The sequence below is a fragment of the Paenibacillus oceani genome (genome assembly GCF_014705615.1).
Lineage (GTDB): Bacteria > Bacillota > Bacilli > Paenibacillales > NBRC-103111 > Paenibacillus_AB > Paenibacillus_AB oceani.
In genome coordinates, this window is record NZ_JACXJA010000003.1 from 179,697 (window position 1) to 201,656 (window position 21,960).

Consider the following 21,960-nt stretch of genomic DNA (forward strand, 5'->3'; position numbering starts at 1 on the left):
GCAGGCTCCCCTGTCATTTCAACCGGAAAGGGTGGATATTATGAAAAGCGCCGGTCGACGCTGGCAGAGCAAACGAGCCTCCACGGCTGTCAAAGCGATAAAGCGCAAAAAGCGGAAACCACCGCTCAGGGGCGGAAAAGCGCGGTCCAGGAAAAAACGGTTCGCCCGGGGAAGAAAACGCAAGCTTCTGCTGGTCAGAGGCAAAAAACGGTTCCGCAAAGGCCGGCTCAAAGCCTGGAGAAAACGCCGGAGACGGCGTTCGGCACGCGCTTCCGCCGAAGCGCTTCCCGTACTGACCGAGACGCCTGCCGAGGTCGCGGAAGTTCCGGAAGTCCCGGGTTATGCCAAAGGGATCAATCTGGTCGGCTTCATCCGGGCGGAAATGGGGATCGGCGAATCAAGCAGGCTGGCGGCGCGGGCGATATCGAGGACGGATATTGCCTTCGGCGCGATGAACTTCCCCGTCACCTCGATCCGGATGGAGGATATGACATGGGCGCATAAGGAGATGTCGGACCCGCAGTACAATACGAATATCTTCCATATGAATGCCGATACGATGCGTTCGGTGCACCATCATTTCGGAAACGGCTTGTTCGACGGACGCTACAACATCGGATACTGGCACTGGGAGCTGCCCGATTTTCCGGACGAATTTTGCGACGGCTTCCATTTCGTGAACGAGGTGTGGGCGCCGACCAGCTTCGTAGTCGAGGCGATCTCGAAGAAGGCGAGCGTGCCGGTAGTCCGCATTCCTCACGGCGTCGAGGTGAATCCGCCGTCCGATCTGAACCGCGGCTCGTTCGGATTGCCGGACGACAAGTTTCTGTTCTTCTCGATGTACGATACCCACAGCTACCAGCGGCGCAAAAACCCGCAGGGTGCGATCGAATCGTTCAAGATGGCGTTCGACCGCAAAGATACGTCGGTGGGGCTCGTCGTGAAGCTGAACCACTCCCACGCCAATCCGTCGGATCTCGATGAAATCAACCAGTTGGTGAGCGGGTACGACAATATCTATATCATCGACCGGATTATGGCCCGCCACGAGGTCGACGCGCTCCTGAACTGCACCGACTGCTTCGTGTCGCTGCACCGCTCGGAGGGATTCGGTCTGGGGCTGGCCGAAGCGATGTATTTGGGCAAGCCGGTCATCGGCACGTACTGGTCGGGCAACACCGACTTCATGAATTCGACCAACTCATGCACGGTTGACTTCAATATCGTCGGCGTCGGCGGGGACTGGGGACCGTACAAAGCGTATCAGACCTGGGCGGAGCCCGATCTGGGCCATGCCGCCCACTATATGCGCGAGCTGAGGTACAATGCCGGCTACCGCCATTCGATCGCATACAACGGCATGCAGCATATTCGCACTTATTTTTCCCCGCAAGCGGTCGGCGGCATGATCAAGGAGCGTCTGAAGCAGCTCGGCTTGCAGTAGCGGCCGCGGCTGCAGGTGACCCGGGCCGGCCTGCTCTTGCCGGCCCTCTGCATAGGGGGGAGCTATCATGGAAGATTTCAGAGCGATCAAGGTCGAGACGATTATCGTCAAGGGCAAAAAAGAGTTGAAGGTGCACAATCCTACCGCTTATCCGATGATCGGGATCGGGGCACAAGGCGCCGTCTTCCGGCTGTCGCCGAAACGGTGCGTCAAACTGTACGAATCGACCCACAGCGCTTATTGGGAAGCCAAGGCGCTGAAGGCGGCGAAAGAGGGAACATCCTTCCCCAGGCTGCACGAGGCCGGGGACCATTATGTCGTGATGGATTATCTGGAAGGGCCGACCCTGCAGGAGTACGTCAAGCGGCACGGAGAGCTTCCGGAATGGGCCTGCGCCCAAGTCGTCGGCATCCTGCAGGAGATGCGGCGGTTCAAGTTTGCGCGGATCGATACGCGGATCGGGCATATCATCGTGACTTCGGGAAACAAGCTGAAAGTGATCGATCACAGCGGCGCCTTCCGGACGACCCGGCGGGCTCCGTTCATGCTGCTGATCAGTCTGGAGAAGGCGGGAGTTCTGCTTCCGTTCCTGCGATATGCGGCCAGGCATCACCCGAAGCTGTATGAGAAGTGGCGGGACAAAAGGCGGGAAGGAACCGATGTGGACCGGGTTCCCAGGCTGCCGCGTATGGAGACTCTTCTAAAGGAAGATACGAAGTAGCGGGCGGGATGCCGCAGACGGAAGGCGGACAACAAAAAGCGCGGGCCGGACTTTACAAGTCCGCATCCCGCGCTTTTTGTTTCAGCCATTCGTGCCGCAGTTTGAATTTGCTTTCATTTTTCGTCTGGGCAGCGATAATCATCGAGCTGAACCGGAGGATGTTCGCGTAGAAGGCGGAGCATCGCTCGAGAAAGGTCGGGTCTACCGGTCCCTTATACTCGTTCAGCACCGCCCGGGCGAACGGTTCCCCGTAAGAGATGCACAGGTCGTGATAATCGTAGGAGGGGTCGCCCATCTTCATCTGGCCGAAATCGATAACGCCGGTCAGCCTGCCCGCTTGCGGGTCGTACAAAATGTGGTCGTTTTTGAAGTCGCCGTGAATAAGCGACGGCGTAAATTTGAAATGCTCGGACAGGTACAAGTAGTCGTCGAACACTTGCATTATCCAGGTCCGTTCCTTTTTCCCGATCTTCGGAAACACGTTCAGCTCGACCGCGCGGTAATACCCGCTCCAGTTCCGTCTCCATTCCGCCTGAAACCGCCGCCTGTCGACGCGGGTGATCGGGTCGCCCGTAAACGTATGAAGCGAGGTTAGAAACTCCGCGATCTGCTTGGCGAACAACCGGCGGGTAGGTTCGTTCAAGCTATTCAGCTTGCCCGCTTCCAGCGATTCGCCGGGGATGATCGGGTAGCCGACATAGTGGATGTTCTGCTTCGACAACGATACGTAGCGGAACTGCGGGATGGGCAGAGGCAACCGTTTTCCGAGCTGGGGCAGCAGCCTCTCCTCCAGCTTCAGCGAGGTAAGGTCGGACGTCAGCGGAAAGCGGAAGATCAGGCGTTCTCCTAACACGATGATCAGATTTTGATGGCCGGACGAGATGACGCGAAACGTCTGCTTGGATAACTCGGGATGTTGTTCCCGCAAAAACTCGATAAGCTTCTCCGTCTTTAAGGTTCCCATGGGCTCCGCCTCCGTTCGCTGATCGCCCGTATGCGCCGCATTATTTGTAGAAGCTCTGAATGAGCTGATCCAGCACGTGACGGGTAAACGTATACTTATCCATCCGGATCAGCGATTCGAACTCGGCGGAGGTGACGAACCGCTTGAATACGGACGATTTCCTGCGTCCTTTGGCGAGCGATTCCAAGTAGCTGTTATAGGAATCGCGGTCGGGTTCGCGGCACAGGACGTCGCGGTACAGGTGGCTTACGAACGAATCGGCTCTGCGGTTAAACAAGCGCTGCAGCTCGCGGTACACCATCGCCGAATGGTCATCCTTGTTCGCCGGAGGGGGCTGTTCATACAACGACAGCGCTTCGTCGCTGATCAGAAAGGAGACGAGCAGCTGATGCTTGGAGACGCCCTGGCGCAAGGCGCGGGCATGATTGGCCAATCCCGGTTCGTCGGGCTCCCGGTTCAACAGGCTGCGGTACAGTTCCGCCAGAAACGGCTGTTCGTCCAGACATACGATCTTATGCAGCTTCCGGGTGATGCTCAAATGAATATCCCTCCCTCTCGAAAAAGCACGGGCTATGCGGTAAACGCACATATTCATACGTATGCGCAGGCTGTGCGAATGGAACCCGTCATAAGCGGATGCCGGATGCAGATTTCGCGGACCGAATGCCGGGGCTGATGGTGCGGCGGTAGGTTAACGCCAATTTCTCTTGGATAGGGGTACCGGTCCAAGTAGGTCTTTTTCCTGATGCATATGGTAAAGAAATTGCCGATTGCCCGAGCTGCTTTGCGGCTTGATTTTAAGTAAACAGGTGGTGGTACGATGAACATCGCGGTCGATATGTCCTTCTCGGAGACGGATTCCGGCCGGCTGAGCGCGGATCGTTACGTGAGAAATTTGATGGATTCGATCGCCCCGAACAATAAGGAGCATTCTTTTTTTTATTATCCGCTGCATGAAGGTACGGAGGACTCCGAAGCGTACAAAACCAGGCTGCAATCGTTTCTGGAACAAAACAGGATCGATTTGTTCCATCTGTTTCAGCCGTTCGATCCCGCCTACCCTGCCCTTCAGCGCAAATGGTTCGGAGCCGCCAAAGTGGCGGTTACGCTTCACGATTTGTATCCGCTGCTAAGTCCGGCCGGTGCGACAGTCGTCTTCCCCGGACTAGAGAACGACGGCAGGAAAGAGTTTATACGCTCGTGCGACCTTATTATCGTCAATACCGATCATCTGAAGCGGGAAGCGGTCCACTGGGCGGATCTCGATCCGGATCAGATAACGGTCGTCCCGGAAGGAGTGGATCGAAGGTTCAAGCCGGGAAGAGCTTCGGCTGCGGAGCTGGCCGGCTTCGGAATTACGAAACCGTATGTGCTGAGCATGGGAGGGATGGATGACAGACGCAACGTTAGAGCTTTGATCGGGGCTTTCGCTTCGGTGAACAGAAGGTGCAAGACCGCTTACCAGCTAGTGATGATCGGCGACCGGGAGAGGAGGAACGACGCTCCGCCGGCGTCCGGCGCGGAAGATACGGACGCAGCCGGAAGTGTCGTATGGGTATCCTCCGCGTCTGTAGACGACCTCGTGAAGCTGTATGGGGGGGCTAAGCTGTTTGCCTGCCCGTCCTTCTTCGAGGCGGCCGGTTATCCGCTGCTCGAAGCGATGGCGTGCGGAGTTCCGGCGCTGGTCACGAACGACGCCTCCTTGGAGGAAGTTGCGGGCGATGCGGTCTACAAAGTCAACCCGGCCAGGCATGAAGACATCCGCATCGGGATGATTCAGGTGTTAACGAACGAGCAGCTGGCGCAGGAGCTGAGAGAGAAGGGGCTTGAGCAGGTCAAACGGTTCCAGCGCAGAAAAACGGCGGAGAAGGTACTGGCCGCTTACCGTCTGACGTGCAGGAAGAAGCTGGCGATTTTTACGCCGCTGGCTCCTGCGAGAACCGGAGTCGCGGAGCATATGGAGACGATCCTGCCTTTCTTGAACGAACGGTTCGAATGCGATCTGTTTGTGGACGACAGTTACGCGTCTCCCAGGGAGGCCGGCCGTTATTCGAATCCGGGGATCCGCATATGGAACCATACCGAGTTTCCGGGCAAAGCCGACCATTACCAGGCGATCGTCTACCAGTTGGGCAACAGCAAGTACCACAGCTATATGGTGCCTTATCTGAGAGCTTACCCGGGAACGGTCGTGCTGCACGATCTGAACCTGCACGGCTTGACGGGCGAATGCACGCTGCTGCAAGGGGACGGCAACGGCTATTTGTCGGTTGTGGTGGAAGAGTATGAGGACCGGGCGATCGAAGTGATGCAGTCGATGCTGAACGGGGCGTATGCCGACGTCGTCGTGAACCGGTATTATTTGAAAAACGCCGCCTCGATCGTCGTTCATAACGACTACGCCAAGCAGCACTTGCAGGAGAAAGGGTTCAGCAATGTCGTCATGTGCCGGTTGCCCGTAGAGCTTCCCGTCATGGTATCGATGCTGTTCGACCGCCAGTTCGTCTTCGCCAGCTTCGGCCGCGCCGCGGACAACCGACAGATCGGCACCGTGCTGACTTGTTTGCGGCGGATGGTCGATCAAGGCATAACCGATATCCGGTACTGGATTGTCGGGGAATGGGAGCCCCGCTGCAAGGAACGGCTCGATGAGACGATCCGGACTTTGCAGCTCGAAGATTACGTTGTATTTCACAGCTATGTGCCGAAGGCGAAGTATAACGCCCTGATGAGCCAATCGGATGTGTGCATCAGCCTGCGCCACCCGACCCATGGGGAAACGTCGCTGTCGCTGCTGGACGCGCTCGCTTACGGCAAGCCGGCCATCGTATCCGATGTCGATTCGTTCCGTGAATTCCCGGACGGCGCTGTGTGCAAAATCCGGCAGGACGCGACGATGGAGAACCGTCTATACGAGGCGATGCTGGCTCTCTACGAGGACAAAAACTTGCGCAAAACGATGAAGCAGCAGGCGAGAGGCCACGTGGCCCATCTTCACGGCGTTGCGCCGTATGTCGCCAGAATAAGCACTGTGCTCGAAAAAGGGGTCAAATATGCCGAGGAAACGCAGGAGCCGCCCGTTCCGGCCGAAACAGCAGCGGTGCCGGAGGAGCACGAAGCGGAGCTGTTCGCGGATTACGGGCAGCGGGAGGAGTCCGCACCGGCTCCGGTCCCAGTTCAGCCGCAAACGGTGCTGCTGCAGCCGAACCGGTACAGACGCCTGATCCGGGGCAAAAAACGCGTTTCCTACTTTTCCTTCAACCTGACCGCCCTTCCTCCGGGCTGCTCGCTGCAACAGGCCGTCATGGTGATCCCGGTATCGAACCGGCAGCTCAGCGTGCACCGGATCAGTTCGGCCTGGAGCGCCAAAACGTTGCGCCGCCGTCGTCCGACCGTTCGTCCGAGAGCGCTGTACCAGGCTCGCCGCAATGTGAAAAGCAAACCCGAACCGTACGAGTGGAATTGTACGCAGCTGGCGCAGAAATGGCTGAGCGACCACAAAAGCAACCACGGTCTCTGCATTCCGTCGTACTTGGCGCTTCGCAAGCCCTATTTGTCCTGCAAGGTCATTCCCCGATCGTAGCCGCCCCGGGCGGCGCGATTCGCGGGAAGTTCAACTTCTCCGCAGGAACGAATGCCGCAGCTTGCCCGGAGGAAAGGAGTGTGGAGTCCGATGAAAAAAGTGAGGAAAGCAATCATCCCGGCCGCCGGCCTCGGAACCCGATTCCTTCCCGCCACCAAAGCGATGCCGAAGGAGATGCTGCCGGTCGTAGATAAACCGACGATTCAGTACATCGTAGAGGAAGCGGTCCGGTCCGGCATCGAGGACATTATGATCGTGACAGGCCGCAGCAAGCGATCGATCGAGGATCATTTCGATAAAAACTACGAGCTGGAATTGAATCTGCTGGAAACGAACAAGACGAATTTATTGAAAATCGTCGAAGATATTACGAACCTGGTCGAAATCCATTACGTGCGCCAGAAGCAGGCGCTCGGTCTCGGCCACGCCATATGGTGCGCGCGCAAATTTATCGGAAGCGAGCCGTTCGCGGTTCTGCTCGGCGATATGATCATCAACAGCGACCCGCCGTGTCTCAAGCAGCTTATCGATCTGTATGAGCAGCGTCAGTCCTCGATCATCGCGGTCGGTCCGGTAAGCGAAGGGGATATCGGCAAATACGGCATTATCGACGGGGAACGGATCGACGAGCGGCTGTATAAAGTGAATCATCTGGTTGAGAAGCCGAAAGCAAATCCCCCGTCCAACCTGGCCATTATCGGGAGGTACATTCTGGAGCCGGAAATATTCCGGATTCTGGAGGGGATGTCTCCCGGAGTCGGCGGGGAGATTCAATTAACGGACGCGCTCCACGAGCTCGTCATGCACCGGTATTTGTACGCGTACACGCTGGACGGCAAGCTGTACGACGTCGGGGATAAGCTTGGGTACTTGAAGGCGACGGTGGAGCTGGCTTGTAAAGATGAACGGTTAAAGCGCGATTTCCGGTCGTTCCTGGACCAATTTGTTGCAGGAGGAGGCGAGACGCCTTGAAGACGGCTTTGGTCACCGGCGCTGCAGGCTTCCTCGGTTCTCATCTGGCGGTACGGCTCCTCGCGCAAGGCTACCAGGTCATCGGGATCGACAACCTATCCACCGGAACCAAGTTGAATCTAAGTGGGCTGAACGGGCAGGAGCGGTTCCGGTTTCTCGAATGCAATATCGCCGAGACGGATTGCCTGAATCTCGGGGAACTGGCCGGCGCAGACGAAATTTATCATCTGGCCTCGGCGGCGTCCCCCAAGTTTTATCAGCAGTTTCCGTTCGAGACGATTCAGGCGAATACGACCGGCACATGGAACATGCTGGAGCTCGCCAGACGGGCCGGCGCCAAACTCGTCTATACGAGCACGAGCGAGGCGTACGGCGACCCGACGGTCCATCCGCAGCCCGAGGAATACCGCGGCAATGTCAACACCTGGGGACCGCGGGCGTGTTACGACGAGTCGAAGAGACTCGGCGAAGTATACTGCTACGAATACGCGCATCGTTACCAAGTGCCGGTGAAGGTAGCGCGCATATTCAATACGTACTCGGCCGGCCTGCGAAACGACGACGGAAGAGTCATCTCCAACTTCGTCTACCAGGCGATCCGAGGAGACGATATTACGGTGTACGGGGACGGCCTGCAGACGCGCTCCTTCTGTTATGTCGACGATACGGTCCGTGCGCTGATGCTGATGATGGATCGGGACCAGGCGTCCGGCGAAATCATCAACGTCGGCAATCCGGTCGAGTACACGGTGCTGGACGTGGCGAAGCTGGTGCAGCGGCTCGCCGGCTCGACCAGCGCCATCGTCTTCCGCCTGCTGCCGCAGGACGATCCGAAAGTGCGCCGGCCGGTCATCGATAAAGCGCGGCGGCTGCTCGGCTGGGAGCCGGAAGTCGGCCTGGAGGGCGGTCTGCGCAAGACGATCGCGGCCTGCCGGCGGCTGCTCGCTCAAGGAGGATTGCCATGAAAGCTGCGTGTATCGGTTCAGGTTACGTCGGGAGCGTAACGGGCGCCGCTCTGGCGGCGCTTGGCTATCCGACGACGATTATCGACATCGATCCGAAGCGGGTCGCCATGATCAACGAGGGGAAGAGTCCGCTCTACGAGCCGGGACTCGAGCGGCTGATCCGGGAGTGTACCGGCCAAGGGATGCTGTCCGCCTCCACTTCCTATGACGCCGTAGCGGAAGCAGACGTCGTATTTATTGCCGTCGGGACCCCCTCCCTCCCGGACGGGACGGCGGACTTGAGTTATGTCCGGATCGCCTCCGGGCAGCTCGGGCGGCATCTCAATCCGGACCGGTTTACCGTCATCGTGATGAAATCGACGGTGCCGGTCGGAACCGCCGACCTGGTCGCCTCCGTTCTCGAGCAGGCGTCGGGACTGAGAGCCCGGGAGCAGTTCGCCGTCGTCAGCAACCCGGAATTTTTGAGGGAAGGTTATGCGCTTGAAGACGTCTTCCTGCCGGACCGGATCGTGATCGGCTCGGATCAGCCCGAAGCTTTCGAGAAGATGAGAGAACTGTACGCCAGCCTGCTGAACCGCTCCTCCTACGACCGGCTGTCCGCGCTCTTCCCGTTTCCTTATTCGCCCGGCTCGGCGCCGGCGGTTTATTTCGAGACCGATCCGAAAAGCGCGGAGCTGATCAAGTACGTCTCGAACGCCTTTTTGTCCGTCAAAATCAGCTATATCAACGAGGTTGCGAGGCTGTGCGAGACGCTTGGCGCGAACGTGCTCGACGTGGCCAAAGGGATGGGGCTCGATTCGCGGATCGGCGGCAAATTTCTGGAAGTGTCCAGCGGCTGGAGCGGCAGCTGTTTTCCAAAAGATACGTCCGAGCTGCTCTCGGTCAGCCAGAAGTATGGAAGCGAGCTGACACTGGTGAAGGCGGCCGTGCACTCGAACGAAGCGATGCTGAATTATTGTGTCCAGAAAGTGCAGAGCAGGCTCAAGACGCTGAATGGAAAGTCGGTCGGAATACTGGGACTTACGTTTAAGCCGAATACCGACGATACCCGGCATACACAAGCATCCACGATCATCCGGAAACTGACGAACCTGGGGGCATCCGTGTCGGCGCACGATCCGAAGGGGATGGAGATGTTCGCAAGACTGAATCCGGAGCTGCCCGTCAAGTACTGCTCCAATCCGGAAGATGTGGCGACCCGTGCGGATGCAGTCATTCTGCTGACGCATTGGAGCGAATACGGGGAGCTTGACTGGCGGCAGATGGGGGAGACGATGAGGCATCCGTATGTGCTGGACACCCGTAATTTCCTCCTCCGTCTTCCTTTCGGGCAGTGGGGCGTCTGTTATGAAGGGATCGGCATCTGAGTATCGGATCTTCGCTGCGCCGTACCAAAACCGATAACCCCTGCCGCATTATGCGGCAGGGGTTTCAGCCGTTCCCGGCTTCACCATGCGGTGGCGAGCGAGTATTTGTCATATTCGTGCTTCCCCGGCGGATGGCTGTTCCACGGCTTGTTGGTCGTAATATAATGGATGATCGCGGGAGGCCTCAGGGGGCTGTACAGCGATGCGAAGCAGTTCCATTCCGGGTTCAGCCGTTTCCATCTGTCGTGCAGCACCGCATTCAGTCCGTCCTGATCCGCGATCTGGATTCTTCGCGGATATCGTTTGACGTATCCCATCACCCGATTCGTTACCTGATACGTTCTCCACTTGTTCAAGTCCAGCACAAGGACGCCCGAGTTGAAATAATGGTCCGCCGGAATGCGGAGCACGCGGCCCCGGTTGGAACCGACGCTGTCTTCCACAGCGGCTATATAGTGCTGGTCCAAGCTGATCCCCCATAATTTGACGATATCTTTAAGGACGATCAGATCGCTGTCCAAATAAATTGCTTTATGGACGGATTCGGGCAGCAGACTCGGAATGAAGACGCGGTAATACGCTTCCCGGCCGAACCGTTCCGTTATTTTCACGCCTTGCAGCAGTTCGTTGTTAAAGGGGATAAACCGGATCTCCTGATGAAACTTGCCGACCGATTTTACGAGCTTTTCCTTGTTCTCAGCGGAGATGCTCCCGCCGTCGATGACATGGATCTGAACGGGGTTGCCGGAAGTTTTGTTGGCCAGCAGCGAGGTCAGCATCACGGCCATGTGCCGGACATACAGATCGTTGGCAGCCGCAACAATATGAATCGTCTCCACTTGTTTCACTCCCATCTTGAGATTCGGGAACCGGGGCTGCTAATCGGCTTCGGCCAGCTTCAGCAGCCTCGTCAGTTCACCGGTATTAACAGTGATATCGTCGCCCCTCGCGTGCGGATTGACGAATTCGGGCGGACGCTCGCCTTCGCCGACCAGGTAATAGTGCCGGTGTCCGATCAGGCTGCTCAGGATCGGGTAGCACGTATGAACGAGATTGGGCGAGAAGAGCTCGATCACTTTCGTTCCGGGTCTGCTGAACAGGAGATTGGTGAAGCCGGCCCCGTGAGGCCCCGCCACGATTCGCGCGGAGGCGAAAATCCGGATTTGCTCGCGCAGCGGCAACGCTTCCAGCGTCACTTTGCGGAATCCGCGCTTCTCCAGAACGCCCAGCGCTTCGTTCTCGTTAACCAGCTTCCGCTTACGGGCGTGTTCCCGGCTTATATAGATCCGCTCGTACCCTTGGACGGGTTCGATGCCTTGATCGACCATCATCCCGGTTCTTAGATAATTGCAAGCCCAGCGGGCCCGGATGCCGCTCGTAAACCCGGGAACGACCAGCTTCTCCGGCCGGATATGAAGCGAATCGCTGCTGTAGACGATCCGGCTCCGCGGGACGCCCAGCATCTCCAATGTTGCAAGCTGGAACGGGGCTTGCCTGTGTCCGTTAAGGATGTAATAGTCGGGGACGATCCCGCATCTGCGCAGCAGCAGCAGGCGCGGCAGCACGTCGAGCATCCAGTGGTAATACACGCCGCTGTCCTTGATCGCCAGCAGCGCGGCGGTCCCCGGAAGCTCACGAAGCGGCGGAAGCGTCGGCCGCTCGTAGATCGACCGGTGTTCCGGCCGCTTCTTCCACTCCAGCGAGAACTCCGCCAGCAGCTTGTCGTCCGGCGTCACGATATGGCACATCGTCCCGCACAACCGGGCGCCCGGAAGAACGGCGACGAACCCGCTGCGCATCCGGGATTCGGGGGCTTCTGTGAACCGGAGGCGCCAATGAACGGGATGCTCCAGCCCGGCCGGCTGGCGAAGGGGAATCGTCCGCTCGCCGAATTCGACCGGCAGGAGCACCTCGCCGGCGTTGGAACCGGAAGCTGCGATCCATTCCCGCAAGGAGCCGTAGTGGCCGGCCGGCGCGTTCAGGATAGAGTCAGGCTGCATGACGGATCACTTCCTGCCTCCAGCGGCTTAGCAACTGGAGGCTCGATTCCGGCGATTCGGTTCAGAAACCGCGAATAATGCTCCTCCATATCTTCGACCGGTTTATGCTTGTTGCAATAGTGATAAATGATCGGATGCGGGGCCGAATCTTTGTTCCGGCTGTTCCATTCGTGATCGAGAAATTGGACGAGCCCGCTGTATGGAGTGGGCCCCTGGAACGTATACGTCTGAGGGTCGTAACCGATCAGATCCATCAGGGCGGCTTGCTCCCACCAGCGGTGATGGATGTATGCGGCGTGTTCCCACACTTTCTCCAGCAGCTCCAGCGTAGAGTCGGCTCTGCGGCATACCCATACTCCGGTGTTCGGAATGAGCCGTCCCCTGCTTCTTTTGTGAGCGACCAGATGAATCGTCCGGTCCGGGTCCAGCGCCTCCCGGATATCCTTGCCCGGATCGCAAATAATCGCGTCGGCGTCGATCCACATAACCGTCTCGTACATGCGCAAGGCGTTGTAAATCAGGACGATTTTGTCCCAGGCCGGCGGCCGGGACGGGGCGAGCCGGCTTTCCAAAGGCAGGACGAGGCTGTCCATCTTATGCTGCAGCGCATAAAAAGCGACGGTAGGGGCCATGACCCGCAGCAGAGCGATATGTTTGGCGCCGGTGGCGATGCTGCAGATCAGCATTTTGTTTTGCGGCCTCCAACTGAAAGGGAGAGACGGAATTCGCAGATCCTCCATAACTTACCTCCTGTCCGAAGCTTTAATCCGTTAAAAACACGCGAGATAAAAACTCTATATATCTTTTGTGCATCTCCTGCACTTTTTTGTTTTTGCCGAGACAATGGATAATGACCGGATTGATGGCGGGGCGGACGCGGCGGCTGTTCCACTCTTCGCCCAAAAAACCGACGACCCCGCTGTACCGGGCTTCTCCCCGGTACCTGCTGGAGAGATCCCGCGGCTCGTATCCGATCAAATCCATAAGAGCGGCCTGCTCCCACCAGCGGTGGTTGATGAACTCCCGGTGATCCCATATCTCTTCCAGCAGAGCAAACGTCCGTTCATCCCGGCGGCACACCCATACTCCGGTATTCGGGACGCTTTTATCCGGGTAGCGGTGGGCGACCAGATGTACGGGACAACCAGGGTCGAGTACGTCGCGAATATCTCTCGACGGATCGCAAATGATCGCATCGGCGTCAATCCACATGACCGTTTCGTACAGCGTAAGAGCATGGCGGATCAAAATCACTTTGTCCCAGGCTGGCGGCCGGGATGCGTCAAGACGCATGTTCGGCATCGGCAGCAGCAGGCTGTCCATCCGATGCTTCATCGCATAATAAACGACCGTCGGGGCCATGATCTGCATCATGGCTAGATGCTGGTCACCGGTCGCCAGGCTGCAGATGAGCATCTTATGTTGCGGCAGCAGGGTATAGGGCAGGGGCGGAATGTCTGTCGCCGGATTCATAATGCCCCTCCTTCCCCAATTTCCTTCAAGAATCTATTGTAGGAATCCAGCATTCGGTGAGGCTTCTTCTTATTGCTCAGAAAATGTTTGATGACCGGACTGCCGCCTTGCTCGGGTCTGCAGTTCCACTCTTCGTCCAAATATTGGACGAGGTGGGTGTAAGGGGTGGGAGCGTGAAACGTCCACGTTTTGAGATCGTACCCGAGCAAGTCCATCAGGGCGGCTTGCTCCCACCACGGATGATGGATGCAAGCGGTATGGTTCCATACGTTTTCTAGCAATTCGAAAGTTGCCGTATGGTTTTGGCAGATCCATACTCCGGTATTGGCCGTCACCTTTCCGTTATACGGGTGTAGGACGAGGTGCATCGAGAAGCGCGGGTCCAAGACGGCTTGGATATCGCGGGCCGGATCGCAGATGATCGTATCGGCGTCAATCCAGATAACCGTGTCGTAAAGCGATAAGGCATGACGGATCAGGATGACCTTATCCCATGCGGGCGGTCTGGAAGGATCCAGCCTGTCACGAAATGGCATAACGAGACAATCCATCTTGTGGCGCAAGGCGTAGTAGGCTGCGGTAGGCGCCATGATCCGAAGAAGCTCGGTATGCTTCGGACCGGTCGCCAGGCTGCATAGCAACGTTTTATTTTGCGGAGTCCACGTAAACGGCATCGAGGGAATGGCTGTGCCAGATGACATTAGTACCCTCCATTCTGTATGCATTAATCCATTTATATGAGGGTTCTCGTAGAAATGCAGGGCGCATGATGCAGGATGTTCGTCCAATTGTCCTGCAGTCCCGGAAAATATGCGTATGCCGATTAGACAAGTGCGGTGACCGGGCATAGTCGATTTCAATACGATAAAGATAGGTAAGCTGATAGGCCGGGGTACCTGAGGCAAAAGGCGGTGATAAACGATGAATATTTTGCTGGACGGCATGTTTTATAGCGGTCACGGGTTTGCAGAGGGAAATCGGGTGCTGCTTCGCATGCTGGATGAGGCCGGATACAACGTGCGAATTCTGCCACGCGACTGGTCCGATAAAAACTTGGCGCTCACCCCGGATGAAAAGCAGTTCATCGCTTCATTTGAAAATACGGTGCTGCCGTCAAACGATTTGTATTTGTGCAATTGGACCGGCCCGAAAGTCCGCTACAATCCGGATTACCGGATCAACATCACCCGCACGACCTTCGAAACGGACCGGATTCCGGCTTCCTGGGTGCCGGAGCTGAACCGGTTCGACGAAGTATGGGTGCAATGCAAGTTTAATCTGACGACATTTGCGGCTTCCGGCGTGAATGTGCCGCTCCGGCTCGTTCCTAATTTTTTTGAGGTGGATCAGTACTCGCCCCGGGGGGAACGGCTGCCGCTGCCGATCGAGCAGTCGTTTTTATTCTTATCGGTTTTCGATATGCAGTCCCGCAAAGGATACGATCTGCTCATTCGCGCGTTTCTCGACGAGTTTTCCCGCTCGGACGACGTGGCTCTCGTGATCAAGATCCGCGAACCAAGCGCAAGCCATCTGCTCGAAAGCATAGCGGCCGGCCATCCGAAGCCGACGGAAGAGCGGCCCCCGATCTTTCTCGTCGCTCAGATGCTCTCCACTCCGGAGCTGCTGGGGCTGTACCGGGCGTGCAGCGCGTTTGTGCTGCCTACCCGCGGCGAAGGCTGGGGCAGGTCATTTTTTGAGGCGATGCTGCTGGAGAAACCCGTCATCGGCACGAATTGGAGCGGCCAAACCGAATATATGACCGAGATGAATTCCTATCTGGTCGAGGTGGAGCAGCTTGTGCGGATCGACGAAAATGATATCCCGATTTTTACCGGCCATTACTGGGCGGAACCTTCTATGGCCGACCTGAAGAAAAAGATGAGGCAAGTATTCGGGCGCCCGGACGAGGCGAGGGAGCGGGGGCGCAGGGCGCGCAGAGAGCTGCTGGACAAATTCAATATACGGAGCGTCGCCCGAAAAGTGAGGAGTGAAATTGAAAAATACATCACGTAACGCTCTGAAGAAAGGTGGAAACGGATGAACATCTTATTGGAAGGGATCTTCTATAACGGACACGGGCTCGCGGAAGGAAACCGCATTTTGCTGCGTATTTTGGACGATGCGGGCTTCCGGGTCCGGATTCAACCCCGGGACCTGTCCGATAAATGGAAAGTGCTTCCACCTGAAGAAATCGAGTATATCTCCTCGTTCGAGCATACGGAATTGACCTCCAACGACATTTATTTAATTAACTGGGTAGGCTGGCGCGTCCGGCATAATCCGGAGTTCCGGATCAATATCGCACGGACGACGTTCGAGACCGACCGTATTCCGGACGCATGGGTTCCGGAGCTGAACAAGTTCGACGAAGTATGGGTTCAGAGCACGTTTAACAAAGAGTCGTTCGTAGCCTCCGGCGTCAAGGTGCCGCTGCGGCTGATCCCCAATTTTTTCGATATTAGCCAGTACGACCCGCGAGGGCCCAGATTACCTCTTCCGATCGCGGAATCGTTCACGTTTTTGTCGGTGTTCGATCTGAAGGAACGCAAAGGGTACGACGTTTTGCTTCAAGCGTATTTGAACGAGTTTTCGCGCGGCGAGGATGCGGCGCTGGTCATCAAGGTGCGGGACAACGGCAAAGTAGACAAAGTGGAGGAGTTCATCAACGCGCATCCGAAGCCGAAAAGCGAGAGACCGCCGGTATACATTATCGACCAGATGCTGTCGCCGTCGGAGATGCTAAGCCTGTACCGCGCTTGCGATGCGTTCGTGCTTCCGACCCGGGGAGAAGGGTGGGGGAGGCCGTTTTTTGAGGCGATGCTGATGGAGCTTCCTTCAATCGGAACCGGCTGGAGCGGTCATATGGATTTTATGAACGAATCCAATTCCTTTATTGTCGAGGTGGAACGGTTCAAGCAAATCGTAAATAACGAAAATGAGCAATTTATCGGTCATTTCTGGGCGGAGCCGTCGCGGTACGATCTCCAGCGCAAGATGAGACAGGTAAGAAGGCGGATCAAGTCGGCCAAGGAAGTGGCCCGGAAGGCGAGAGAGGATTTGCTCGGCAAATACAGTATGCGAGAGACCGCCCGTAAAGTCGTGCGCGAAATATCGAAATATAATGAAATATGGATTAGGAGCTGATGGAATGAACACTCAGCAGCGCCCCTATGCCGTATCCGTCTTCGGCCTGGGATACGTCGGCTGTGTCTCGGCCGCCTGCCTGGCCCAGATGGGCCACAAGGTTGTCGGGGTCGATATTAACCCGGATAAGATCGAGATGATCAATCAAGGGAAACCGACGATCGTCGAGAAAGGGATCGCGGAGCTGGTCATGGAGCAGCATCTGGCCGGAAGGTTGACGGCTACGCTTGATATACAGTCGGCTGTCAACGAAACCGACCTCTCTCTGATCTGCGTCGGCACGCCCGCCGACAAAAACGGACATACGGATCTGACCTTCATCTGGCACGTGGTGGAACAAATCGCAGAAGCGCTGAAGGAAAAGGAGCGGTTCCACACGATCGTGATCCGCTCTACCGTGCCGCCGGGCACCTGCTGCCGCATCGAGGAGCAACTCGTCCGGTCCGGCAAATCCGCGGAGACGGACTTTGCGGTCGTCAGCAATCCCGAATTTCTGAGGGAGGGCAGCAGCGTAGACGATTACTTCCACCCCCCGTACACGCTGCTCGGCACGGCCAATTCCGTCGCTCTCGGCATGCTGCGGCAACTGTACGGTCCGGTTGATGCGGCGATCGTCGAGACGAATCGGGAAGTGGCGGAGATGATCAAATACGTCAACAACTCGTTTCACGCGCTGAAAATCGTGTTTGCCAACGAAATCGGAGCCATCTGCCATTCGCTCGGTATCGACCCGCACCACGTCATGGATTTATTTTGCAAGGATCACCATCTGAATCTGTCCTCCGCTTACTTGAAGCCCGGCTTCGCTTACGGAGGCTCCTGCCTGCCGAAAGACTTAAAGGCGATCAATGCGCTGGCCCGGTCCCGCCATGTCGAGACGTCCGTGCTGTCGGTGATCGAGCGGAGCAATTCGCTGCAGATCGATCGCGCCCTGGAGGCGGTGCTCGCTGCGGGGAAGGTGAAGGTCGGCGTCCTGGGGCTTGCCTTCAAGCAGGGAACGGACGATCTTCGGGAAAGTCCTGTCGTGAAATTGCTGGAGGGGCTGATCGGGAAAGGGTATGAGGTGAAAATATACGATCAGGAGGTGCTGACGTCCAAGCTGATGGGGGCCAACAAGCAGTATATTGAAACGGCCGTCCCGCATATCGCCAAATTGCTTGCACCCGATCTGGATGAAATCAAGCGGTTTGCCGATATTGTCGTCATCGCCCAAAAAAACCGGTTGTACGTACCGTTCGTCGAAGAGATGCTGTTCGAGAAGCCGGTGATCGATCTGGTGCGGTTGTTCGACGAGATTCCCGCTTCCTCTAATTACAAGGGGCTGTTATGGTAGTCAGGTACTCTGCCCGGAGCATTTGAAATTTATGAATGCGGTTATAGTATAGAAAAACGGCGCTCCGTGAAGCGCCGTTTTTCCTATGGCTTGCAGTTACTGCGGACAGATGAGGATCTGATACACCTGCTGCGCCGGGAGCGATACGAACCGGGAGATGCGGAGTTTGGGGTTGTAGACATAAATGCCGCCGTCCAAGCTGCAGTTCGTAAATTGATGCGGGATGCGCAGGACATGTCTCATTCGGCTCTGGCCGATGAACACCAGTTCGTCGGTCAAGGCGAGTCCTCTTGTAAAGCCGGACAACTGAACGGTTGGGGATCCGCCGATCATGGTTTGGAACGACATGGAGTTGCAATAGGAGAGTTTGTTTTTATAGATGATGACGGAATGCGGCATATACAGATTTTTCACCGCCACATGATTGGCCGGATTGATCACAAGCGGCACATACGGGTTGAATTTGCTAAGATCGACGACGATGATCGCTCCCGTCACGTTCATCGGTTGTTTGTGCCATTTCCCGTAAGGAGAGAACATTGAGACGTATAACAAGCTGCCTTCCAGCCAAATGTCGTTCATGTGGTGGACATCCCGGGTCGCCGGGTTAAACCGGATTTCTCCGATTCGTTTCAGCGTATCCGCTTCGTAGCAGCCGATCGCATTATTCTCCGTCTCTACGACTAGCACGACATGATCGTTATATTTGGCGACCCCGTGCAAGTCCAGCTTTCCGCAATCCTGCTTGGCTGTAATCTGATAGCGGGAGTTCATACACAAGAGCTGGTTCTGGTTCGTTGCCACGAACAGGCGGTCTTTCAGCCAAGCCATCCCCATACATCCTCCGGTATATAGCTTTTTCAGTGTGTTCTGCTTGAAATCCAGTAAAAATAAGCCGCCTTCATCCGGACCGCTAACCGGACAGCTTACGAGCAGTTTGGAATCCAGACGCTGAAAATCCTGATCGATGTCCAAGCCGTGTAACAGCATCATTTCATACCTCATTTCTATATTCAGTTGCCACTCGTTCTTAATAGGGTATGTACCGTCCCGCCATGATGTATGGATGAAAGCTCAGCCGGGAGCCAAATTTGCGGCACCAGTGGGATTGGTCCATATGAATCTTCGTCCGCTTGCATAAGATACATGCAATAACGGGAGGTGACAGGATGCGAAGAGGTCATGAACCGCCGCCGAAAGGCCATTACAAGAAAGTAATAGATTGGGTGGACGCCAATCAGCAGGAATCGCCGCAGCGTCTCTATTACGAGATTCATCCGGCGGAAACACTCCGCTTGCTTGATCCGAAACGGGTGGAGGAGCCGTTATACTGGCAGTATCGCAAAGATACGTTCTCCCGGAAACCGTCCTTCGTCGCCGTTTTGCCCGAGGGACGGTTCTACAGCGGACGCAGCGATGCGGTCATCAGTCCGGACAATAAACTGATTTGGGACGCGTCGCAGCTGTTTTTCCGCAAACCGGAGCAGCATCCGGTATTCAGCCAGAACCAATTGCCCTCAGTAAGCCGTACACGGGAGACAGCTGCCGTTCTCACCTTTTGCGCCAGCCATAACTATTATCACTGGATGTTCGACGTTTTGCCGAAGTTTTTTTTGCTGAGAGACAGCGGTGTGCCGATCGACAAATTCATCCTGAACCGCTACACGGGAGGGCCCTTTCACCAAGAAACGCTGCGCCTGATCCAGATTCCTCCCTCTAAAATCATCAGGCCCAGCCGCGGTTTTCATTTGCAGGCCCGCCAGCTCGCCGTGCCGTCGCCGGCCCAGTCGCTTCCCTCGTCGTGGGCTTGTTCGTTTCTGAGGAGGGAGATTTTGTACAAGACGCTGACGAAGCGGAAGAAGGGATATGAACGGTTGTACATCAGCCGCTCCGACGCTTCGTACCGTAAAGTGAAAAACGATCAACAGGTAACGGCGCTCCTTGCCTGCTACGGATTCAAGCAAGTCGTCCTGAAAGGAATGACGGTAGCCGAGCAAGCCCGGCTTTTCTACAGTGCGGACGTGATCGTATCGGCGCACGGCGCAGGACTTTCCAATCTCGTATTTTGCCGTCCGGGAACGAAAGTGGTGGAAATCTTCGCTGCGAAGTATGTGAACTTGTGCTATTGGTTGCTCAGCAACTATGTGGAGCTGGATTACCACTATTTATTCGATTCCGGCGAACGGCTGCCGGAGAGAATGGACTTTTCCCATGTCAAGGACGACATTCATGTGGATCTCGCCGTTCTGCTCCGGATGGTCAAGCTTCTGGGCTTATAGCTCACGGGTTAAATCGTCATGCCGATGCGATCGGATGCCCGCTGAAACTTCCTCTCGCTGGATACACGTCCATGCGAATTATCTTCCCCCTGCATAGGATTTACGAGCGGGAATAACGATTCAACTATTGGCGGGGAGCGTGCAGATGTATGGAACAAGACGGAAGAGAGGCAGATCCGATTCTAATCGTGATGCATATTCCGAAAACAGCCGGGTCGACTATGCGCACGTTCATTCTCGATCAGTATGAGCCGGGACAAGTATATCGTTCTTACCGGGAATACGGTTACGGCAAACAAGACAGATTTACCGTGCAGACCCGGTGCATTATCGGCCATGAACCGTTCGGAACCCATCATCTTAAGCTGACGAAGCCGTACACGTATGTGACGATGCTGCGGGATCCGGTCGAGCGGGTATTGTCCGAGTTTTATTATTTAAAGCGGTGGCCGCGGCACGATTTGTATATCAGCGCGGAGCTGGAGAAGCGGAATTGGGATCTGGACTATTATCTGGGCAGTACGGACGAGAGATTTTTAAATCGGACCTTCAATACGCAAACCCGTTATGCAGCCGGACAAAGATCTCCGGAGTCTCCGGACTTGGAGCAGGCGAAAGCGAATTTGAGCCGGTATTTTTCGGTTGTAGGGATTACGGACATGTTCGACGACAGCTTGTCGATGATGAAGCGGCAGTTCGGTTGGAGCGACGCGCCCTATCGGAAAAGGAACGTCGCCCCCGATCAGCCTGAGATGGAACGGCCTTCGGAAGAGCAGATCGCCCGAATCGCGGCTATGAACGAGCTTGATATTCAGCTGTACGAATGGGGCAAAGCGAATATCTTGAGCCGGCTGCAAGAACGATTATGAGTAACGAGCGTGAGTCTATCGAGAAGAACGATACGGGCGTGCTTCGGCCGGAGGATTGTCTGATCTGCTGTCTGGGCGAAAACAATCCGAGGTATCATTTCGAGATTTGGACGTTGTTCCGGACGGTGATCAAGTTCGGAGGCCGAATCGCAGCCGCAAAACGATTCGCGCTGTTCGTTGGGGACATCGATAAGCAGATTGCCGACGCGCTGCAGCGTCTCGGCGTTACAGTTCGGGTCGTGCAGCCGGTTGACCGGCGAGCGCCTTATGCCAATAAGCTCCGGATGCTGGAGCTAAACGAGCCGTATGAGGTGATGATCGCCATAGACTGCGATACGGTCGTCGCACGGGATTTTTACAATCAGCTCTCTCCTTCGCACGTTCAAGCCAAGTATGCGCCTCTCAATCCGTTTCCGCAGGGCAAGTGGAGGATCCTGCTGTCCCGGTACGGACTGCCCTTTCCCGAATCGGCTAATATCCCTTACTTCAACAGCGGGGTATTGACGATTCCGCGTCAACATGCGGACGACATAAGGGCGGCTTGGGGGAAATACGTCGGACTGCTGCTGAAGGACCGGCCTGTTCTGCCTCGCTTCAGACACTATCAGTTGGATCAGATCGCGCTGACACTGGCGCTGCTGGAGGAACGGGCGGTTGCGGTCAAACCGTATCCGGCGGTTATGAACTACCAGATCAAGCGTCCGTATCCGAATACGGATCCCTATATCATTCATCATCATCATAAAACGAGATTCGGTTTATTGAGAGAAGTCGGGCAACAAATTCCGGACAGGGCGATACGCAGAATCAATTCCTTTTTGCGAAAAGGCGAATAAACCGGGAAAG

At 56.3% G+C, this 21,960-nt stretch carries 20 protein-coding genes; 12 read left to right on the top strand and 8 right to left on the bottom strand.

Annotated features, from left to right (window positions below; all coding sequences use genetic code 11):
* Positions 1-40: 40 nt before the first annotated feature.
* Both IDH45_RS02605 and IDH45_RS02610 read left to right on the top strand, forming a co-directional pair.
* The gene (locus tag IDH45_RS02605) at positions 41-1,444 is read left to right on the top strand and encodes a glycosyltransferase (protein WP_190924381.1); all 1,404 of its coding nucleotides are present in this window, start codon (positions 41-43) and stop codon (positions 1,442-1,444) included.
* 67 nt (positions 1,445-1,511) lie between these two features.
* Positions 1,512-2,165, top strand: a complete 654-nt coding sequence (locus IDH45_RS02610) for an RIO2 family protein (protein ID WP_190924383.1) — start codon at positions 1,512-1,514, stop codon at positions 2,163-2,165.
* A 52-nt stretch (positions 2,166-2,217) separates the two neighbouring features.
* Here IDH45_RS02610 and IDH45_RS02615 read toward each other — a convergent pair whose 3' ends face one another.
* Positions 2,218-3,129, bottom strand: coding sequence for a phosphotransferase family protein (locus IDH45_RS02615; protein ID WP_190924385.1), 912 nt, complete (start codon positions 3,127-3,129; stop codon positions 2,218-2,220).
* Positions 3,130-3,169: 40 nt separating this feature from the next.
* A complete protein-coding gene (locus tag IDH45_RS02620; RefSeq protein ID WP_190924387.1) occupies positions 3,170-3,667 on the bottom strand; it encodes a DUF4214 domain-containing protein in 498 nt (165 codons plus the stop codon).
* A gap of 282 nt (positions 3,668-3,949) precedes the next feature.
* Between IDH45_RS02620 and IDH45_RS02625 the strand changes: the two genes are divergently transcribed.
* From IDH45_RS02625 to IDH45_RS02640, 4 genes are all read left to right on the top strand, one after another.
* Positions 3,950-6,712, top strand: coding sequence for a glycosyltransferase (locus IDH45_RS02625; RefSeq protein WP_190924389.1), 2,763 nt, complete (start codon positions 3,950-3,952; stop codon positions 6,710-6,712).
* Between the two features lie 90 nt (positions 6,713-6,802).
* The gene (gene galU, locus IDH45_RS02630) at positions 6,803-7,684 is read left to right on the top strand and encodes a UTP--glucose-1-phosphate uridylyltransferase GalU (RefSeq protein ID WP_190924391.1); all 882 of its coding nucleotides are present in this window, start codon (positions 6,803-6,805) and stop codon (positions 7,682-7,684) included.
* Positions 7,681-8,649 (top strand): NAD-dependent epimerase/dehydratase family protein, encoded by a 969-nt coding sequence (locus IDH45_RS02635; protein WP_190924393.1) that lies wholly within the window; start codon positions 7,681-7,683, stop codon positions 8,647-8,649. The genes galU and IDH45_RS02635 overlap by 4 nt, the downstream gene beginning before the upstream one ends.
* The gene (locus IDH45_RS02640) at positions 8,646-10,016 is read left to right on the top strand and encodes a UDP-glucose dehydrogenase family protein (RefSeq protein ID WP_190924395.1); all 1,371 of its coding nucleotides are present in this window, start codon (positions 8,646-8,648) and stop codon (positions 10,014-10,016) included. Before IDH45_RS02635 ends, IDH45_RS02640 begins: the two co-directional genes overlap by 4 nt.
* An 80-nt stretch (positions 10,017-10,096) precedes the next feature.
* On the opposite strand, the gene IDH45_RS02645 is transcribed toward IDH45_RS02640, so the two are convergent.
* From IDH45_RS02645 to IDH45_RS02665, 5 genes are read right to left on the bottom strand one after another with little or no spacing between them, the layout of a single operon-like run.
* The gene (locus tag IDH45_RS02645) at positions 10,097-10,855 is read right to left on the bottom strand and encodes a glycosyltransferase family 8 protein (protein ID WP_190924397.1); all 759 of its coding nucleotides are present in this window, start codon (positions 10,853-10,855) and stop codon (positions 10,097-10,099) included.
* A 39-nt stretch (positions 10,856-10,894) separates the two neighbouring features.
* Complete coding sequence (locus IDH45_RS02650; RefSeq protein WP_190924399.1) at positions 10,895-12,016, bottom strand: glycosyltransferase family 61 protein; 1,122 nt, start codon at positions 12,014-12,016, stop codon at positions 10,895-10,897.
* Complete coding sequence (locus IDH45_RS02655) at positions 11,995-12,756, bottom strand: glycosyltransferase family protein (RefSeq protein ID WP_190924400.1); 762 nt, start codon at positions 12,754-12,756, stop codon at positions 11,995-11,997. The genes IDH45_RS02650 and IDH45_RS02655 overlap by 22 nt, the downstream gene beginning before the upstream one ends.
* A gap of 22 nt (positions 12,757-12,778) precedes the next feature.
* Complete coding sequence (locus IDH45_RS02660; protein WP_190924402.1) at positions 12,779-13,489, bottom strand: glycosyltransferase family protein; 711 nt, start codon at positions 13,487-13,489, stop codon at positions 12,779-12,781.
* A complete protein-coding gene (locus IDH45_RS02665; protein WP_190924404.1) occupies positions 13,486-14,190 on the bottom strand; it encodes a hypothetical protein in 705 nt (234 codons plus the stop codon). The genes IDH45_RS02660 and IDH45_RS02665 overlap by 4 nt, the downstream gene beginning before the upstream one ends.
* A gap of 220 nt (positions 14,191-14,410) precedes the next feature.
* On the opposite strand from IDH45_RS02665, the gene IDH45_RS02670 reads away from it, so the two are divergent.
* From IDH45_RS02670 to IDH45_RS02680, 3 genes are read left to right on the top strand one after another with little or no spacing between them, the layout of a single operon-like run.
* A complete protein-coding gene (locus IDH45_RS02670; RefSeq protein WP_190924406.1) occupies positions 14,411-15,502 on the top strand; it encodes a glycosyltransferase in 1,092 nt (363 codons plus the stop codon).
* A gap of 24 nt (positions 15,503-15,526) precedes the next feature.
* Positions 15,527-16,633: a glycosyltransferase gene (locus IDH45_RS02675; protein ID WP_190924408.1), complete on the top strand. Its 1,107-nt coding sequence runs from the start codon at positions 15,527-15,529 to the stop codon at positions 16,631-16,633.
* A 4-nt stretch (positions 16,634-16,637) separates the two neighbouring features.
* Entirely contained in the window at positions 16,638-17,966 is a 1,329-nt protein-coding gene (locus IDH45_RS02680) for a UDP-glucose dehydrogenase family protein (RefSeq protein ID WP_190924410.1), read from the top strand.
* A 96-nt stretch (positions 17,967-18,062) separates the two neighbouring features.
* On the opposite strand, the gene IDH45_RS02685 is transcribed toward IDH45_RS02680, so the two are convergent.
* Positions 18,063-18,959 carry a DUF4915 domain-containing protein gene (locus tag IDH45_RS02685; RefSeq protein ID WP_190924412.1) on the bottom strand — a complete coding sequence of 299 codons (897 nt, stop codon included), beginning with the start codon at positions 18,957-18,959 and terminating at the stop codon, positions 18,063-18,065.
* 176 nt (positions 18,960-19,135) lie between these two features.
* On the opposite strand from IDH45_RS02685, the gene IDH45_RS02690 reads away from it, so the two are divergent.
* The 3 genes from IDH45_RS02690 to IDH45_RS02700 all read left to right on the top strand — a co-directional run bounded on the left by IDH45_RS02690 (position 19,136) and on the right by IDH45_RS02700 (position 21,950).
* Entirely contained in the window at positions 19,136-20,245 is a 1,110-nt protein-coding gene (locus IDH45_RS02690; protein WP_190924413.1) for a glycosyltransferase family 61 protein, read from the top strand.
* Positions 20,246-20,394: 149 nt separating this feature from the next.
* Positions 20,395-21,114, top strand: a complete 720-nt coding sequence (locus tag IDH45_RS02695; protein WP_190924415.1) for a sulfotransferase family 2 domain-containing protein — start codon at positions 20,395-20,397, stop codon at positions 21,112-21,114.
* A complete protein-coding gene (locus IDH45_RS02700; protein WP_190924416.1) occupies positions 21,111-21,950 on the top strand; it encodes a hypothetical protein in 840 nt (279 codons plus the stop codon). Before IDH45_RS02695 ends, IDH45_RS02700 begins: the two co-directional genes overlap by 4 nt.
* The last annotated feature ends 10 nt before the right edge of the window (positions 21,951-21,960 follow it).